The organism is Pseudomonas nitroreducens NBRC 12694 (assembly GCF_002091755.1).
Lineage (GTDB): Bacteria > Pseudomonadota > Gammaproteobacteria > Pseudomonadales > Pseudomonadaceae > Pseudomonas > Pseudomonas nitroreducens.
The window spans coordinates 1-15,978 of sequence record NZ_BDAI01000014.1 but is presented as its reverse complement, the minus strand read 5'-3'; the positions used below and the strand labels follow the sequence as shown (position 1 = coordinate 15,978).

Here is a 15,978-nt window from a genome sequence, read left to right as displayed (position 1 = left end):
GAGGGCGGGGGAGAGGGAAGCCCGACATAACGCCAGTCGCCCCAACCCAGAACACCCCGGCGCCCCGCGCCCACCGAGGACCACCATGCAATTCGCCGATCGAAAGGAAGCCGAAGCCTTCCTCGCCGCCCACCCGGACGTGCGCAGCATCGAACTCTTCATCATCGACGCCAACGGCATCCCGCGCGGCAAGCTGCTGCACCGCGACGAGCTGCTGGCGATCTACGACAACGGCCGCCCGCTGCCCAGCTCGATCCTCGCGCTGACCGTGCAGGGCGAGGACGTCGAAGGCACCGGGCTGGTCTGGGAAGTGGCCGACGCCGACTGCTGGACCTACCCGCTGCCCGGCAGCCTGACCCTGCAACCCTGGCGCGCCAGCCCCACCGGCCAGCTGCAGGTGAGCATGCACCCGACCCAGGGCCTGCCCGCCACGCCCGCCGACCCGCGCCAGGCGCTGTCCCGCGTGGTCGACCGGCTGAAGTCCGACGGCTTCCACCCGGTGATGGCGGTGGAGCTGGAGTTCTACCTGCTGGACAAGCAGCGCGACGCCAACGGCCGCCCGCAGCCGGCGCTGCAGATGAACGGCATCCGTCCGGAAGCGCCGCAGGTCTACGGCGTCTACGAGCTCGAACAACTGCAGCCGTTCCTCGACGACCTCTACGCCGCCTGCGAAGTGCAGGGCCTGCCGGTACGCACGGCGATCTCCGAGTACGCGCCAGGCCAGGTCGAGCTGACCCTGGAGCACCGCTTCGACGTCATGCAGGCCATCGACGAAGGCGTGCGCTACAAGCGCCTGGTCAAGGGCGTGGCGAACAAGCACGGCCTGCAGGCCTGCTTCATGGCCAAGCCGTTCGGCGACCGCGCCGGTTCCGGCATGCACCTGCACGTCAGCCTGGCCGACGAACAGGGCAACAACCTCTACGCCAGCGAAGACATTCACGGCACTCCACTGCTGCGCCACTCCATCGGCGGCATGATGGCGCGCCTGCTGGATTCGCTGGCGATCTTCTGCCCCAACGCCAACTCCTTCCGCCGCTTCCAGGCCAACAGCTATGCGCCGCTGGCCAAGAGCTGGGGCGTGAACAACCGCACCGTGTCGTTCCGCGTGCCTGGCGGCCCGGCGAAGAGCCGGCACATCGAGCATCGCATCTGCGGCGCCGACGCCAACCCGTACCTCGCGGCGGCGGCGATCCTTGCGGCGATCCATGAAGGCATCCGCGAGCAGATCGACCCAGGCGCGCCCATCGTCGGCAACGGCTACGAGCAGGCCACCGAATTCCTCCCCACCGACTGGCTCACCGCGCTGCGCGCGCTGGAAGCCTCCACCTGGGCGCGCGAAGCGCTGGGCGAGGAATTCCTCAAGGTGTTCCTGGCGATCAAGTGGGAAGAGTTCCGCCAGTTCATGGGCGAAGTCGGCGAGCAGGATTGGCGCTGGTATCTGCATCACGCCTGAACGACTGACCGAAAGGCGGATAACCGTGAACGGCTATTCGCCCTACGTAAGATGTCCCCTGGGCTCCCGTAGGGCGCATAACGCGAAGCGTTATCCGCCATTTTGCGCCCAGCAATCAGCTCACCCGCCGACACGCAAAAGACTTACGAAAAATTTACCCTGCCAGAGTGAAGATTCTGGTCTTTTCTTGGTCAGTAGTTCCACGGGGCGCGGCTGAGCGCTTCCGTGGTCAACGCGGCGCCGCCGGTCTGCCTGCCGGCCGCCGTCCTCTCTCAGGCAGGGAGAACCCGTAGACAATGAGCACTCCCGTCGTACTGATCACCGGCGCTGCCGGTGGCCTCGGAAAAGCCATCGCCAAACGTTTCGCCCAAAGCCACTGGCGCATCGCCGCCACCGATGTGGATAAAGCCGGCCTGCATGCGCTGAACGCGCAAGTACCGCTGGACGCCACCGCCGTCGGCGACCTGCGACGAGCGGACAACTGCCACAGCCTGATGTCCGACATCCTCGCCCGCACCGGCCGCCTCGATGCCCTGGTGAACGCCGCCGGCGTCTGGCGCGAAGGCCCGGTGGAAGACTTCAACGAGGACGACTTCGACCTGGTCCTGGGGGTCAACCTCAAGGCGGCGTTCTACATGTGCCAGGCCGCGACGCCCTACCTCAAGGAAAACCACGGCAGCATCGTCAATATCTCCAGCGACTCCGGCCGCCAGGCCTATCGCGGCTCCGCGGCCTACTGTGCGAGCAAGGCGGCGCTGACCATGCTCACCCGCACGCTGGCCCTGGAACTCGCCGAATCCGGCGTGCGGGTCAACGCCATCTCGCCGGCCGACATCGCCACGCCGATGCTCGACTACCAGGCCGAGCGCTACGGCCAGGGCAACCCGGCGGCCTACAAGCGCGAACTGCTGAAGGATTATCCACAGGGCAAGGTGGCGCGCTTCATCCGCCCGGAGGAAGTCGCCGAGCTGGTCTGGTACCTCTGCAAGCCGGAATCCGAAGCCATCACCGGTGCGGACCTGGCCATCGACTTCGGCCTCTCGGCCGGGCGCTGAAGCGCAGCGACGTGAACGGGCGGCCAGGGGTCGCCCGTTTTCGTTCAGGGCGTTGTTCGAACGGCAGATACACCGCTGGCGAAGGGTCCACTGGCGCCGCTGCTCAATCAGGGATATAGAAAAAACTGTGTCGCCAGCCGCGCTCGGGTTGTCCAGAGTGAGGCCCCTTTCCTTTTCCCCAGACAATTGCCCGAGAATTCCATGGAACCTGGCAACCACCAGCTCAGCATGACCGTCCTGATGACCCCCGACATGGCCAACTTCTCCGGCAATGTCCACGGTGGCACCCTGCTCAAGTACCTCGACGAGGTCGCCTACGCCTGCGCCAGCCGTTACGCCGGCTACTACGTGGTGACCCTGTCGGTGGACCAGGTGATCTTCCGTCAGCCGATCCACGTCGGCGAACTGGTCACCTTCCTTGCCTCGGTGAACTACACCGGCCGCACCTCCATGGAGATCGGCGTGAAAGTAGTGACCGAGAACATCCGCGAGAAGTCCGTGCGCCACACCAACAGCTGCTTCTTCACCATGGTGGCGCTGGACGACGAGCGCAAGCCGATCGTCGTGCCGCAACTCGATCCGCAGACCAAGGACGAGAAACGTCGCTTCGCCCAGGCCCAACAGCGTCGGCAAATTCGCCAGGAGCTGGAACAGCGCTACAAGGAGCTTCGCGACGAATGACGGACGTTCGCGACATTTCCTGAAAAGAAATCCCGCGTGTCGCGGAAATTTCCCAATGCGTCAACAGGTTACCCTTGCGTGAAAGCAAGGTAGGAATTGATTACTACGCCTAAACTTTTCACACGCGGGTTTGCCCCCGTGACCCACCGTCGAGCGACCCGGTGCTGATGCGCAGTCCGGTCGCTCCCTGAGTGCCCGGAGCCCAGACCATGCATCACACCCCGTTACTGACCACCCTCGCCGTCGGCTTCGTGCTGGCCTTCGTCCTCGGCGCCCTGGCCAACCGCCTGCGTATCTCGCCGCTGGTGGGCTACCTGCTCGCCGGTGTGCTGGCCGGGCCGTTCACCCCCGGCTACGTCGCCGACCAGGCGCTGTCCGTGGAGATCGCCGAACTGGGCGTGATCCTGCTGATGTTCGGCGTCGGCCTGCACTTCTCGCTCAAGGACCTGTTGTCGGTGAAAGCCATCGCCATCCCCGGTGCGGTGGTGCAGATCGGCGTCGCCACCCTGCTCGGCCTGGGCCTTGCGTGGATGATGGGCTGGAACTTCGGCGGCGGGCTGGTCTTCGGCCTGGCGCTGTCGGTGGCCAGTACCGTGGTTCTGCTGCGCGCGCTGGAGCAGCGCCAGCTGATCGATACCAAGCGCGGGCGCATTGCCATCGGCTGGCTGATCGTCGAGGACCTGGCGATGGTCCTCACCCTGGTCCTGTTGCCGGCCCTGGCCGGCTCCCTGGGCGGCACCTCCGACGGTGGCGACGGCGGACTGCTGATGCCGATCCTGCTGACCCTGGGCAAGGTCGCGGCCTTCGTCGCAGTGATGATCGTCGGCGGTCGCCGCTTCGTGCCCTGGGTGCTGGAGCGCGTCGCCAAGACCGGCTCGCGCGAGCTGTTCACCCTCGCCGTGCTGGCCATCGCCCTGGGCATCGCCTACGGCTCGGCGGTGATCTTCGGCGTGTCCTTCGCCCTCGGCGCGTTCTTCGCCGGGATGATCCTCAACGAGTCCGAGCTGAGCCACGAGGCCGCCGAGAACTCGCTGCCGCTGCGTGACGCCTTCGCCGTGCTGTTCTTCGTCTCGGTGGGCATGCTGTTCAACCCGGCGATCCTGATCCAGGAGCCGCTGCCGGTGCTGGCGACCTTCCTGGTGATCGTCTTCGGCAAGTCGGTGGCGGCCTACGTCATCGTGCGCATGTTCGGCCACCCCAACAGCACCGCGCTGACCATCGCCGCCAGCCTGGCGCAGATCGGCGAGTTCTCCTTCATCCTGGTCGGCCTGGGCGTCACCCTGAACCTGCTGCCCGAAGCCGGTCGCGATCTGGTGCTGGCCGGCGCGATCCTGTCGATCCTGGTCAACCCGCTGCTGTTCATCGCCATCGACCGCCTGCAGGCGCGCCAGGAGCAGAAGGCCGAGAGCGAGCCCGGCGTGGTCCAGGTGGAGCCCCAGGACCTGCCGCCGCCGGTGCTGGAGCACAACCACGCGATCCTCATCGGCCACGGCCGCGTGGGCGCGCTGGTGAGCGAGCGGCTGCGCAAGGACAAGGTGCCGGTGGTGGTCATCGAGGACAAGCGCGAGAAGGCCGCCGAACTGCGCGAGCACGGCCTCTGCGTGGTGGTGGGCAATGCCGCCAATCCCGATGTGCTGACCCAGGCCAACATCACTTCGGCGCGCTGGCTGCTGATCGCCATTCCCAACGGTTTCGAGGCCGGGACCATCGCCAGCCACGCGCGGGCAATCAACCCGAACCTTGACATCATCGCCCGCGCCCACTTCGACGCCGAAGTGGATTACCTGGAGCAGAACGGCGCCAGCCTGGTGATCATGGGCGAGCGCGAAATCGCCCGCGGCATGGTCGAGCGAGTCGAACGCGAGGACGCCGCCGCGGCACCGGGCGACGACCACCTGCCGCAGTCGGCCTGACGCCATGCTGCGCCGGCTCTACGACTGGACCATGCGCCTGGCGGGCCATCCGCGGGCGGAGCTGGCGCTGGGCGGAGTGACCTTCGCCGAGAGTTCGTTCTTCCCCATCCCGCCGGATGCACTGCTGGTGCCGATGGTGCTGGCCAACCGCGCCAAGGCCTGGCGCTATGCGGCGATCTGCATCGTCAGCTCGGTGCTGGGCGGCATCGCCGGCTACTTCATCGGCCTGCTGCTGTTCGAGACGGTGGGCCAGGCGATCCTGGCCTTCTACGGGCTGCAGGAGAACTTCGCCGAGGTCGCCGAGCGCTACAACGAGCTCGGCTGGCTGATGGTGCTGTTGGGCGGCGGCTTCACCCCGCTGCCCTACAAGCTGATCACCCTCACCAGCGGGGTGACCCAGCTCGATCTGGTGCTGTTCATCGCCCTGAGCGTGGTGGCGCGTACCCTGCGTTTCGCGGCGACCTGCGCCCTGCTGTTCTGGGCCGGCCCGGCACTGCGCGAGGCCATCGAGAAACGCCTGGGGCTGGCGTTCGGCCTGCTCACCGCGATGGTGGTGGGCGGGTTGCTGCTGGGCAAGTACATGCTCTGAGGCGGCAGGCGGGATGGTGTAGGAGCGAGCTGGACATGCCCTCACCCCAACCCTCTCCCGGAGGGAGAGGGGGCCGATCAGCATTCTGTGGATAACTCGGCGTCAGCCGGAGAGCTTCACTCTGCCCACCCGCTCAGGACAGTCCCCTCTCCCCCGGGAGAGGGTTAGGGTGAGGGGCGCACCCAGCGCAGGATTCCCCCCTAAAACCCCGTTCAGATCACCCCAACTTCACCGCCTCGAACTTCACCCGCGGATGGGCGATGCGGTCCTGGGCGCGCACCAGCTCCAGCTCGTAGCTGCCGCAGGCCTGGGTCTCCAGCAGCACTTCGTGCACGGCGGCGGCGCAGAATTCGAAGGCTGTGCGCAGGTCGTCGCCCAGCAGCAGACGGGCGAGGAACAGGCCCGAGGTCAGATCGCCCACGCCTACCGGCTGGCGCGGGAAGGCCAGCAGCGGGCGGCGCAGGTGCCAGGTCTCGTCGAGGGTCACCAGCAGCATCTCGAAGGCATCCGCCGGCTTGCCGGGGTAGTTCAGGTGCTTCACCAGGATCGCCTTCGGGCCGCGCACGAGGAGGCCACGGGCCATTGCCGCGCAGTCTTCCAGGGAGGTCGGCTGGCGGTCGCAGAAGCTGTCCAGCTCCAGCTGGTTCGGGCACAGGTAGTCGGCCACCGCGGCGGCCTCGTGGAGCAGGAACTCACCGACTTCCGGGGCGACGATGCAGCCCTTCTCCGGATGGCCCATCACCGGGTCGCACAGGTAGACCGCACGCGGGTTCACCTCGCGGATGCGGCGCACCACTTCGAGGATCGAACGGCCCTGCGCCGCACTGCCCAGGTAGCCCGACAGCACCGCGTCGCAATTGCCCAGCTCGCCAATGGCAGCGATGCCGTCCACCAGCGCCGGAATCTGCTCCGGCGGCAGCACCTGGCCCGTCCAGTGGCCATACTGGGTATGGTTGGAGAACTGCACGGTGTTCAGCGGCCAGACGTTCACCCCGACGCGTCGCATGGGGAACTCCGCGGCGCTGTTGCCGGCGTGGCCGAAGACGACGTGGGACTGGATGGCGAGAACGTGGGGAGTGCGCGGCATAACGGTGTCCTGCTACAGAATGGGGCAGTATGGGGCGCAATTCACACGCTGTGAACATCCCCCTCTCGCCGCCCGGCGGCGGAGTGAGTAAGCTGATGCGCCGATTCCGAGGAAGCCGAAGTGGACCTGGGCAATCTTTTCATTTTCATGCTGGTTGTCGCGGGCGCCGCCTGGTGGTGGCGCGCCCATGGCATCCGCGAGCGTGCACTGGTCCTGGCCAAGCAGCACTGCGCGCGCGAGGGCGTGGAACTGCTGGATGACGCCATGGCCCTGCAGCGCTTCCGCTTCCAGCGCGACGGCCGCGGCAACCTGCGCCTGGCCCGCGAATACGCCTTCGAGTTCACCGCCACCGGCCAGGAACGCTACGCCGGTAGCATCGCCATGTTCGGCCAGCACCTGGGCCGGGTCGAGCTGGCGCCGTTCCGCATGGAGCCGGAGCCGCGCATGCCGCTCTCGCCGGTCGCTACCTTCCATCCCACCGCCCAGCCGGTGGACGAAGAGATTATCGACGCGGTCTTCGACGACACCCCTGCAGCGCCGCGCGCCAAGGCAGAAGTCGTGCGCCTGGACGAATGGCGCCGCACGCACCAGGGCAAGAAAGTCGGCGACTAGAGCTGCGCGCGGATCTTCCGCCAGTCCTCTTCCACCGCCGCCGTCATGGCCTTGCGTAGCAGCCGGCAGCGTCCGCGATGCCAGAGTGAATAGCGCCGCTTCTGGTTGCGCCGGCAGCCCTCGAACAGCCAGTCGGGATCGAAGCCGTCCCACACCCCCGCCGTTACCCAGCTATTGCTCCAGACCACCGGCGCCACTTCCAGGCGGTAGATCGCCTCCAGTTCATCCGGCGAGTAGCCGCTGATCGCCAGGGTGCTCGCGATGGTAGCGAGATCGGCCTCGTCCAGCTCGGTATCCAGCCACAGCTCGGACAGGGCCAGCCAGACGGACTCGCGGGCCGGGTCGTTCATTCGTGGCCCAGCAGGAAGCGCGACACGCGCTCGGCGCTGTCTTCGGGAAACTCCTGCATGAAGCAGTGGCCACCGTCGACGCACTGGCCACTCACCACCGTGTTCGAAGCGCACCAGCGTGCCACCGACTTGGGCACGAACGGGTAGGTGCGCTCACCGAACAGCACCTGGGTCGGCGTCACCACCTTGCCCAGCGACGGCCACAGGCGCTTGGGAAAGGAACTGAAGATTTCCGCCTCGCGGCTGGGCCGGCATTTCAGTTCGACACCTGCTTCGGTGCGCTTCATCGCGTTCTCCACGTAGGCCCGGAGCGCGGCGTCGGTCCAGCCCTTGAAGATACCGCGGCCGTGCAGGCCGGCGTAGGCCGCCTCGCGGTCCGGCCACTGGCTGCGCCGCGAGCGCGCCTTCTGCACCATGGTGCGGCGCTTGTGCAGGCCGAGTACTTCGGAAAGCGCCATCACGCCGATCATCGCCGGGGTAAAGAGCACCGGGTCGAGCAGCACCGCGCGGCGGAACAGCTCGGGATGCCGGCCGAGGATCAGGCTGGTGAGCACGCCGCCAAAGCTGTGCCCGGCGGCGTAGTGCGGCACGTCGCCAAAGGCTTTGTTGCCGGCCTGGAAGGCCTCCACCGCCATCTCGGCATTGCGGTTCCAGCCATGGAAGCGCCCGCCGTGGTCACTGTCGCCGTGGCCCTGGACGTCGCACAGCCAGAGTTCGAAATCCTCCGCCAGGACTTTCAGCATCGGCTCGTAGGCACGCCCACAGAAGCCATTGCCATGCAGGAAGTGCAGCAGCGGCTTGCCACTGGGCTCGCTGCGCCAGCCGCGCAGGGTGAAACCGGCGGACCCTTCGTGGGTCCAGGACGACAACTGCATCGAAGCTCTCCATCGGGATGCGGCAGTTTAGCGAGGCAGCGGGGCGCCGGACCAGCGCGCGGTCATGCTATTGTCGCCGACCCTTGGTCGAACACCGTCGAACATGTCGCCTACCCGCCCCCTTCGCCTGCTGCTGATCTGCCTGCTCCTGCTGGCCGGGCTGGTGCTGTCGGTGTTCTGGGCAGGCGAGAAGGCGCGGCACCGCGCGCTGCTGGCCGAGGCGGAAACCGCCCATGAGCAGTTGGGCCTCTACGCCAGTTCCCTGCATACCCTGATCGAGCGTTTCCGCAGCATTCCCTCCGTGCTGGCGCTGGACCCGGAACTGCGCGCGGCCATGCGCGGCCCGCTGACGGACGAAGTGCAGCACCGGCTTAACCTCAAGCTGCAGGAAATCAACGGCGCGGCACGCTCGTCGACGCTGGAGCTGCTGGACCGCAGCGGCCTCGCCGTGGCCGCCAGCAACTGGAACCTGCCGACCAGCTACGTCGGCCACAACTACAGCTTTCGGCCCTACTTTCGCCAGACCATCGCCCAGGGCGCCGGGCGCTTCTACGCAGTCGGCGTGACCACCGGTATTCCCGGTTACTTCCTGTCCAACGCACTGCGTGACGACGCGGGCACCTTCCTCGGCGCCATCGTGGTCAAGCTGGAGTTTCCCGACCTCGAACGGCAGTGGAGCCAGACCCCGGACGTGGTGCTGGTGAGCGACAGCAAGGGCGTGGTGTTCCTCGCCAACCACCCGCGCTGGCGCTACCGCGAGCTGATGCCGCTGGACGCGGTGGCCCGCGCGGAACTGGCCGATACCCGCCAGTACCACCGGCAGCCGCTCAGCGCGTTGCCGCACCGGACGCTGGAAAGCCTCGGCGAGCATGCGCGCATGGTGCGTGTCGACGGCCAGGAAATCAGCGGCGACTACCTCTGGCAATCGGTCGGCCTGCCGGAAGAAGACTGGACCCTGCACCTGCTGCGCGACACCCGCGGCGTGCAGTCGGACGTCACCAGCGCCCGCCTGGCCGCCGCCGGCGCATGGATGGCACTGGTATTCCTCGTCCTCTGGCTGCAGCAGCGACGGCGCCTGGCCCGCCTGCGCCAGCGCAACCAGGAAGAACTGGAGCGCCTGGTCGAGCAGCGCACCGCCGCCCTGCGCACTGCCCAGGACGGCCTGGTGCAAGCTGCCAAGCTGGCGGCGCTGGGGCAGATGTCCGCCGCGCTGGCCCACGAAATCAACCAGCCGCTCACCGCCCAGCGCATGCAGCTGGCCAGCGTGCGCCTGCTGCTCGATGCCGGCCGCCAGGACGACGCCCGCGCCGCGCTGGTGCGCGTGGACGAGCTGCTCGAACGCATGGCCGCGCTGACCGGCCACCTGAAGACCTTCGCCCGCAAGACCCCCGGCGGCCTGCGCGAGCGCATCGAACTGGGCCACGTGGTCGAGCAGGCGCTGCAACTGCTGGCCGTGCGCATCCGTACCGAAGGCGTGGACATCCGCCAGGCGCTGGAATCACCGGCCTGGGTGCTGGGCGACGCGATCCGCCTGGAGCAGGTGCTGGTCAACCTGATCCGCAACGCACTGGACGCAGTGGCCAACAGCGCCCAGCCACGCATCGAGCTGACCCTGCGCCGCGACGGCGAGCACTGGTGCCTGGAAGTCGCCGACAACGGACCGGGCATCGATGAGGCGCACCTGGCCAGCGTCTTCGACCCCTTCTTCACCACCAAGCCGGTGGGCGAAGGACTGGGCCTGGGGCTGGCGGTATCCTACGGCATCGTCCACGAACTCGGCGGGCGCCTCGGCGCCGCCAACCAGCCCTCCGGCGGCGCCGTATTCCGGCTCAGCCTGCCGGCCGCCAGCGAAGAATCCAGACCATGAGCGAGACCATTCTCTTCGTCGACGACGAAGCCGCCATCCGCGACGCCGTGCAGCAATGGCTGCAACTCTCCGGTTTCGAAGTGCGCCTGTGCAGCAGCGCCGACGAGTGCCTGAAAGGCGTCGCCCGCGAGCTGCCCGGCGTGGTCATCAGCGATGTACGCATGCCCGGCACCGACGGCCTGGCCCTGCTCGACCGCCTGCAGCAGCTCGACCGCGACCTGCCGGTGATCATGGTCACCGGCCACGGCGACGTGCCCATGGCGGTGCAGGCGATGCGCCAGGGCGCCTACGACTTCATCGAGAAACCCTTCACCCCCGAACGCCTGCTCGACAGCCTGCGCCGCGCCCTGGAGAAACGCCGGCTGGTGCAGGAGAACCGCCAGCTGCGCGAGCAGGCGGCGCTCAAGGACCAGATCGAATCCCGCCTGCTGGGCGTCTCGCGGCCGATGGAAACCCTGCGCCGGCAGATCATGGCGCTGGCCGGTACGCCGGTGAACGTGCTGATCCGTGGCGACACCGGTAGCGGCAAGGAGCTGGTCGCGCGCTGCCTGCACGACTTCGGCCCGCGCGCCGGCAAGCCCTTCGTCGCGCTGAACTGCGCGGCGATTCCCGAGCAGTTGTTCGAGACCGAACTGTTCGGCCACGAAAGCGGCGCCTTCACCGGCGCCCAGGGCAAGCGCATCGGCAAGCTGGAGCATTCCAACGGCGGCAGCCTGTTCCTCGACGAGATCGAAAGCATGCCGCTGGCCCAGCAGGTGAAGCTGCTGCGCGTGCTGCAGGAACAGCAGCTGGAGCGCCTGGGTTCGAACCAGAGCATCAAGGTCGACCTGCGGGTGATCGCCGCCACCAAGCCGGACCTGCTGGAAGAGGCCCGCGCCGGGCGCTTCCGCGAGGACCTGGTGTATCGCCTGAATGTCGCCGAGCTGCGCCTGCCGCCCCTGCGCGAACGCCGCGAGGACATCCCGCTGCTGTTCGAGCACTACGCGCTGCTGGCCAGCGAGAAGTTCGGTCGCGAGGCCGTGCCGCTGTCGGCAACCCAACTGGCCCGCCTGCTCGCCCACGACTGGCCGGGCAACGTCCGCGAACTGGCCAACGCCGCCGAGCGCCACGTGCTCGGCCTGGACCGCGCCGAGCTACCGGAAGCGCCGGCCGGCAACGGCCTGTTCGAACGCATGGAAGCCTACGAGGCGCAGTGCATCCGCCAGGCGCTGGGCCAGTGCAAGGGCGACATCAAGGCGGTGATGGAGCTGCTCGGCCTGCCGCGCCGCACCCTCAACGAGAAGATGCAGCGCCACGGGCTGAGCCGTGGGGATTACCTGGGCGAGGACTGAGCCATCTGCTCGGCGAAGAACCAGCCGGTACACCAGCGCGCCAGCGGCCAGAGCAGCGCCAGCAGCAGGATCGCCGGCGGAAGCAGGTAGAGCGGCAGACTGCTGGAGTTCAGCGAGCTGTAGGCGGCGAAGGCCACCAGGACCGACGCCAGCACGATAGCGACCATCCACAGCGCCAGCAGCACCAGCGCGCAGGCCAGCACGCGGCCGGCGGCGAAGCGCGAGAGCCGGGCGGGCAGGCGAGTCCGCACGGCCGTCATGACGATGGCGAAAGGCAGTACGCAGCTCGACAGCATGAATACCGACTGCCAGCCGTCAGCGCCGCTGTACAGGTAGAGCACTCCGTAGCCGAGTGCCGTGACCAGCTTGTAGATCACCGCGGTGAAGCACAGCGCAACCGCCAGCGCCACATGCCAGGAAGGCAGCGTGGCGGCCTGGCCCGGCGCCATCGGTTCACACCGTGAGCGCGCCAGGTGCAGGACCAGCCAGAGCGGCAGGAGGCAGCCCAGGGCCAGGTTGATCAGCGAATTGACCTGGCCATACAGGGCTATCCAGAGGGTCCGGGAGCCCTGCTCGAACGCCCACTGGTAGAAGGACACGCTCAGGTAGGACACGGCGGTGCTGACGACAATGGTGGCGATCAGATAGGCCACGCCGAAGCCTACCAACAGTCCGGCCAGCGGCTGGAAGCGTGCGATACCGTGGCGCTCGCGCTGGTAATGCACCAGCAGCAGGACTGCCGCGGCATAGAAAGCCAGCCCACCCAGCCAGTTCGCCAGCATGGTCGGCAAGTACTGAGGCAGGCGCTCGCGGTAGTTGCCCAGGTCGAAGATCCACTGCACGGCATTGCTGCCGAAGAACACCACGGCCGCGGCCACGATCATGGCGGCGACGAACTGCAGGGGCTCGCGGCCGACCGATGCCAAAGCGGCTTTCGATGCGGTGAGCGGTGCCTGGGGTGTCGCAAAGGGATTGTCACTGGTCATCTCGGCATCCTTGTCGAATCCGGCCTGCGGCGCGGAGTGAGCCCAGCCTACCAGCCCGCCGGCTCTTTTCCACCGCGCATAAAAAAAGGCCGCTGATAGCAGCGGCCTTGAGACGGACGTCGATCTGGAGCAATCAAGAATCGGCGTCGGGAAGCTTGCCGGCGGTGAGGCCGGTAACGGCGTTGCTCGAAAGCCGCGCTGTTGGGTCAAGTATATTGACCGATCAGACAGGAATACAGATCACGGACGGGGAAAGACTGTTACAGCATCTGTAACAGTCATCTGGCAACCACCTGAAACGCGGGCAAAAAAACGCCGCATATCGTATGCGGCGCAAGGTGTTGAGAAGCCCGGCTCACGCTCCGGACTTCCCGGGGGAAGCGGCCGATCAGGAATCGGCGTTGCTGCTGGCAGCGGCCTTGGCAGTCTGCTCAGCGGACTGGGCCTGCTGCTGGGCGATCACTGCTTCGTTGGCCTTGACCATCTTGTCGGTCATCAGGCGCGATTCTTCGGCGAAGCTCAGCTGAGTGAAGGACAGCGAGCAGACGGACAGCAGGGCAGCAACATAAAGCGAACGGGACATGACGTTGATCCTTTCTGAACACCCGATTGGTCGGGGTTGGAGAAAGGTTACGGCGCAACAGTGGGTAGAAAAATAGCTAGCTAACCAACAAAGCATTGCCTAAAAAGCAACAATCCGCGCCGATCATCCGAGAACACCGATATAGAGCGGCTGCGACGATCTGCCGCGCCAGCGCCCAAGGTCCGAGATGGCCTTATGCCCAGTTGACGGGATCGTTGAGCGCTGCTTCGTCCTCTTCGAACATCTTCGGCAATTCCATCTTGAGGAACTCGACCCAGGTGCGGATCTTCGCGTCGAGGAAGCGTCGCGACGGGTACAGCGCGTAGATGTGCCTCACGTGCAAGCTGTGCCGGGGCAGTACGCGCACCAGCGAGCGACGCCGCAGGGCGGGCGCGGCGACATAGCTGGGCAGCAGGCAGATGCCCATGCCGGCGGCAGCTGCGCCGGTCAGCGCCTCGGCAACGTTGACCATGAAGGTGTCGCGCGGGCGGATCACGCTCTCTTCATTGCCCTCCTCGAAGGCCCAGCCCTCGGGGAAGGTCGGGTCCTGCAGGCGCAGGCACTGGTGCTGATGCAGGTCGGCGACGCTGGTCGGGGTGCCGCGCCGTTTGAGGTATTCGGGGCTGGCACAGAGCACGCTGTAGATAGTGCCCAGGGTCTGGGCGACGAACTCGGAGTCGGGCAGTTCGCGGTCGCGGGTGATCACCACGTCCTGGCCTTCCTCGAGGATGTCCGGCTGGCGCTGGGCCAGGGTCAGCTCGATGTAGACCTCGGGAAAGGATTCGCAGTAGCGCGAGATCAGCGGGATCAGGTGCTGCTGGCCAAGGCCGGTGAGCGAGTGCACGCGCAGCCGGCCGCGCGGCTTGAGGTGCGCGCCGCTGGCCTCGGCTTCCGCCTCTTCGACGTCGGCGAGGATTTCCCGGCAGCGCAGCAGGTAGCGCTCGCCGGTTTCGGTCAGCGCCAGGCGCCGTGTCGTGCGGTGCAGGAGGCGGGCTTCAAGTTGCGCTTCAAGGTCGGAAACCACGCGCGAGACCTGGGCGGTGGACAACCCCAGGGCGTTGGCGGCGGCGGTGAAACTGCCAGCATCCACCACCCGGACGAAAGCCCGCATCGCGTGAAGTACGTCCATCCTTCCCCCTGCTTATCCGTCTTGTAGGAGACGACGACAATTATTGTCCGCGCCGCAAAACTGAATCGCAGTATAGGGTCGTTTTTTAGTGATTGTTACCACGTATAGTGCCGGACAAGTCGCTGCAGCAACGTTGGGCATACCAGGCTCATCGTACGGCCGCCGATACACCAATCGACGGCCCTCTCCCCCGCGCATACCTGGCTGCAGCGACTGACTCTTTCTCCAGGGGCGGCCTTCTTCGGATGGCCGCCCTTTTTCGTTTCTGGTCAGCTGATTGGCAGGCGCAAGCCATTACACCGGGCAGAAGGCAGAACCTGTAGAAAAGCGTCTAGCGCGGCAGCGGGTAGAGGCGCTCGTCGAACTGCTCCAGGCGCACGAACTCCAGCGGTTGGTCGTTCTCCAGATTCTGCAGACGGTCCTGATACTGACGCAGGAAGTCCTGGCGCGCGTCGTTGCTGATGTAGGGCACATGCCAGGCCACGAACGGCGGCAGCACGCTCATGCCGGTGTAGGCCAGGGTGCCACGCAGGATCGGCCGCAGCATGTCTTCCAGCGGACCGTGGATGGCGCCGTCGCCGAACATGTGGTCGCGCCCGCCGAGGGTCACGGTCACCAGCGCCTTCTTGCCGGCCAGGCCGCCCTGGTCGTAGAAGCGCTTGCCGCCGTAGCAGATGCCCGAGACCAGCACGCGGTCGAACCAGCCCTTGAGGATGGCCGGCGCGGAGAACCAGTAGATCGGGAAGTTGAAGATCACCAGGTCGGCCCAGAGCAGCTTGTCCAGTTCGGCCTGGATGTCGGCGGCGATGGTTTTCGCCTTGGCGCCTTCGCGCTGTTCCAGGGCGTAGACCAGGTACTCGGGGTTGGCGCGGGCGCCGAAGTCGGCGGCGCTGGCCACCGGGTTCCAGTTCATCGCGTAGAGGTCGGAGACCTGCACTTCGTGGCCCTGGCCGCGGAGGGTTTCCTCGGCGAGCTGGTACAGCGCGGTGCTGAAGGATTGCGGTTCGTTGTGGGCGTGGACGATCAGTACGTTCATGTGGATTCCTGGCCGGAAAGGCAATTCTTGGCGGATCGGTGTGTTGGCTCGGCACCCTCTCCCCAGCCCTCTCCCTGAAGGGCGAGGGAGTATTCGTATTCATGCACCGTCTCCCGCCGGTCGCGCCGAAGCGCTTTTGCGCCCCTCTCCCGCTTGCGGGAGACGACTGCATGGCTGCAGGAGGTAGAGCGCAAAGCCGAGGGCTGGGGAGAGGGCGCTGTTCAGGCGCTCAGAGTTGAATGGCCTTGAGCTCGACGAACTCGTGCAAGCCCTGCTCACCCCATTCGCGGCCGTTGCCGGACTGCTTGTAGCCGCCGAAAGGCGCACGGTAGTTGAAGGCACCGCCGTTGACGAAGCATTGGCCGGCGCGCATCTGCCGTGCCAGGCGCAGGCCATCTTCGCGATCGCCCGCCCAGACGGCGCTGGACAGA

The 15,978-nt window shown here is 66.8% G+C and carries 16 protein-coding genes; 8 read left to right on the top strand and 8 right to left on the bottom strand.

Annotated elements, in window-relative coordinates; translation table 11 throughout:
- Positions 1–85 precede the first annotated feature (85 nt).
- The 5 genes from PNI01S_RS24495 to PNI01S_RS24475 all read left to right on the top strand — a co-directional run bounded on the left by PNI01S_RS24495 (position 86) and on the right by PNI01S_RS24475 (position 5,691).
- Positions 86–1,453: a glutamine synthetase family protein gene (locus tag PNI01S_RS24495; RefSeq protein ID WP_084359550.1), complete on the top strand. Its 1,368-nt coding sequence runs from the start codon at positions 86–88 to the stop codon at positions 1,451–1,453.
- A gap of 296 nt (positions 1,454–1,749) precedes the next feature.
- Entirely contained in the window at positions 1,750–2,508 is a 759-nt protein-coding gene (locus tag PNI01S_RS24490) for an SDR family NAD(P)-dependent oxidoreductase (protein ID WP_024766837.1), read from the top strand.
- A gap of 201 nt (positions 2,509–2,709) precedes the next feature.
- Entirely contained in the window at positions 2,710–3,189 is a 480-nt protein-coding gene (locus PNI01S_RS24485) for an acyl-CoA thioesterase (RefSeq protein ID WP_024766836.1), read from the top strand.
- Between the two features lie 209 nt (positions 3,190–3,398).
- On the top strand, positions 3,399–5,102 hold the full coding sequence (gene ybaL, locus PNI01S_RS24480; RefSeq protein WP_024766835.1) for a YbaL family putative K(+) efflux transporter: 1,704 nt from the start codon (positions 3,399–3,401) through the stop codon (positions 5,100–5,102).
- A 4-nt stretch (positions 5,103–5,106) separates the two neighbouring features.
- Positions 5,107–5,691: a YqaA family protein gene (locus PNI01S_RS24475; RefSeq protein WP_024766834.1), complete on the top strand. Its 585-nt coding sequence runs from the start codon at positions 5,107–5,109 to the stop codon at positions 5,689–5,691.
- Between the two features lie 217 nt (positions 5,692–5,908).
- On the opposite strand, the gene pdxY is transcribed toward PNI01S_RS24475, so the two are convergent.
- The gene (gene pdxY / locus PNI01S_RS24470) at positions 5,909–6,778 is read right to left on the bottom strand and encodes a pyridoxal kinase PdxY (RefSeq protein ID WP_045213929.1); all 870 of its coding nucleotides are present in this window, start codon (positions 6,776–6,778) and stop codon (positions 5,909–5,911) included.
- 147 nt (positions 6,779–6,925) lie between these two features.
- Between pdxY and PNI01S_RS24465 the strand changes: the two genes are divergently transcribed.
- Positions 6,926–7,390, top strand: a complete 465-nt coding sequence (locus PNI01S_RS24465) for a DUF3301 domain-containing protein (RefSeq protein WP_223186936.1) — start codon at positions 6,926–6,928, stop codon at positions 7,388–7,390.
- Here the strand turns inward: PNI01S_RS24465 and PNI01S_RS24460 are convergent.
- A complete protein-coding gene (locus PNI01S_RS24460) occupies positions 7,387–7,740 on the bottom strand; it encodes a DUF7079 family protein (RefSeq protein ID WP_037012775.1) in 354 nt (117 codons plus the stop codon). The two genes, PNI01S_RS24465 and PNI01S_RS24460, sit on opposite strands and share 4 nt — an antisense overlap.
- Positions 7,737–8,615 (bottom strand): alpha/beta fold hydrolase, encoded by an 879-nt coding sequence (locus tag PNI01S_RS24455; protein WP_084359546.1) that lies wholly within the window; start codon positions 8,613–8,615, stop codon positions 7,737–7,739. The genes PNI01S_RS24460 and PNI01S_RS24455 overlap by 4 nt, the downstream gene beginning before the upstream one ends.
- Positions 8,616–8,718: 103 nt before the next feature.
- Here PNI01S_RS24455 and PNI01S_RS24450 point away from each other — a divergent pair, with 103 nt between their 5' ends.
- Positions 8,719–10,482 (top strand): sensor histidine kinase, encoded by a 1,764-nt coding sequence (locus PNI01S_RS24450; RefSeq protein WP_037012776.1) that lies wholly within the window; start codon positions 8,719–8,721, stop codon positions 10,480–10,482.
- Entirely contained in the window at positions 10,479–11,813 is a 1,335-nt protein-coding gene (gene mifR / locus PNI01S_RS24445) for a sigma-54-dependent transcriptional regulator (protein ID WP_024766829.1), read from the top strand. The genes PNI01S_RS24450 and mifR overlap by 4 nt, the downstream gene beginning before the upstream one ends.
- On the opposite strand, the gene PNI01S_RS24440 is transcribed toward mifR, so the two are convergent.
- The 5 genes from PNI01S_RS24440 to PNI01S_RS24420 form a co-directional block, all read right to left on the bottom strand.
- Positions 11,795–12,799, bottom strand: coding sequence for a hypothetical protein (locus PNI01S_RS24440; protein WP_084359544.1), 1,005 nt, complete (start codon positions 12,797–12,799; stop codon positions 11,795–11,797). The two genes, mifR and PNI01S_RS24440, sit on opposite strands and share 19 nt — an antisense overlap.
- A gap of 388 nt (positions 12,800–13,187) precedes the next feature.
- Positions 13,188–13,382 (bottom strand): hypothetical protein, encoded by a 195-nt coding sequence (locus tag PNI01S_RS24435; protein WP_024766827.1) that lies wholly within the window; start codon positions 13,380–13,382, stop codon positions 13,188–13,190.
- 193 nt (positions 13,383–13,575) lie between these two features.
- Positions 13,576–14,511, bottom strand: coding sequence for a LysR family transcriptional regulator (locus tag PNI01S_RS24430; RefSeq protein ID WP_037007681.1), 936 nt, complete (start codon positions 14,509–14,511; stop codon positions 13,576–13,578).
- Between the two features lie 331 nt (positions 14,512–14,842).
- Complete coding sequence (locus PNI01S_RS24425) at positions 14,843–15,547, bottom strand: NAD(P)H-dependent oxidoreductase (RefSeq protein WP_038803440.1); 705 nt, start codon at positions 15,545–15,547, stop codon at positions 14,843–14,845.
- A 229-nt stretch (positions 15,548–15,776) separates the two neighbouring features.
- A partial coding sequence (locus tag PNI01S_RS24420) for an aldehyde dehydrogenase family protein (protein WP_143514270.1) occupies positions 15,777–15,978 on the bottom strand: 202 nt, incomplete at its 5' end.